Annotated in this window: 1 pseudogene; it reads right to left on the bottom strand. The window is 48.5% G+C overall.

Going from position 1 to position 1479, the window contains the following annotated elements:
* Positions 1-1479: pseudogene (locus tag ACFINC_RS09410) on the bottom strand (filamentous hemagglutinin); the annotation flags it as partial.

Raw genomic sequence — 1479 nt, 5'->3', positions numbered from 1 at the left:
TACGCCCTCACGCACCGCATGATTGTTAATATAGCCCGTCACCTTCGCATCAAGCGTTCCCCCCGCTTCAATTGTGCCATAAACCGCATCATAGGTGCGCGTGGTTGTTTTGGTATCGGTTGTACTGCCAAAATACGTTATTCCTCCCCACTTACATCCTCCATTCGCAACAGTACAATGTTTCTTCCTGCGATGTGTTGTCGTCACAATCTTGGTTGTTTCGATTAAATCACGCCCCTCATTGAGCAGCGTATCGCCATGCATCTCCCTGTTGCCATTGGCCGCAATCCAGCTCTCGCTATTGCGGATCTCACCGGCCTTAATTGTCCGATGATGTCCTACTCACATCTGTGCCGCATTATTGGTAAAATGTGCCTGCTGACGAATGACTGTCGTATCAACATCTTCCTTTATCTGCTGATGTTTAACATTGGTGCCTTCCCATCTTCCTGGAACGAACCTGTGAGAAAACACTTTATCGGTCACCTCCACCCCACCTTCACGCATATTGGTGAGAGCTGAGACATCAAAGCTCATATCACCGGATACGGCTTCTAAAAGCCCCGAACTGTTGATCACATGACCAGCACGCTCTCCTCTTAAACCGCGAATGATGAGATTATCTTCGGCAATGACATCGCCATGCTGATTAAGAAAAGAACCATCCAAGGAAAGCGTTGCGGATTTCTTGGCATAAATCAGCCCGCTATTGCTCAGATCTCCGCTCACATTGAGGGCAACCGCATCACCACTGGAACCAAGGCTGCCGGCATTGTTCAACGCATCTGTCGTCAAAACAAAAGCGCCACCACTTTTGAGAACACCAGTTTCGGTATTTAAAACAAGAGCGGTTTGCTCCAGAGATGGATCATGCTTTTCTGCGACAACCCTCAAAGCTCCATTGGCTAAAAGCTGCCCTGAATTGGCTAAAGAACCAAGCTTTGCATCAACAACCCCCCCCACCATGGTACCGAAATTGCTTAAAAGACCATGGCTGTTGAGACGAAGCTCCCCACCTTGCGCTTCCACACGTCCCGCATTCGTAAGGGTGCCTGCACTCAATGCGACATCATAGGCGCCCACTTCACTTGTCTCACCCATTGTTAATGTTCCATCGCTGGAAAGCTCTATCCGCTTTTTGGAAACAATGCGCCCTGTTTGCTTGAGATTGGTTTGCGCATGCAAAGCTATTTTGCCATTGCTTTCTATCGTACCGCTATTGCTTAAATCACCGTGGCTCGTGAGTTGAAGATCACCACGCTCAACTTCCACGCGTCCTGCCTGTGTCACACTGTCTGCAACAACATTGACTGCTCCTTGCGTAGAGATGAGACCATCAACATTCTCAAAACTGCCCACATCAATGCGCAAACCATCCCGTGCTAAAATATGCGCCCCCCCATCATGGGTGGCATTTTGTTGGTCTGAATTGGTCGTTTCAGCGCCTTTATTGACAAAAGACGTCGCTACAATTTTCAT

The sequence above is a fragment of the Bartonella sp. AP58NXGY genome (assembly GCF_042195785.1).
Classification (GTDB): domain Bacteria; phylum Pseudomonadota; class Alphaproteobacteria; order Rhizobiales; family Rhizobiaceae; genus Bartonella.
Note: the sequence above shows the minus strand (reverse complement) of the source record. Positions and strands in the feature narration are given on the sequence as shown.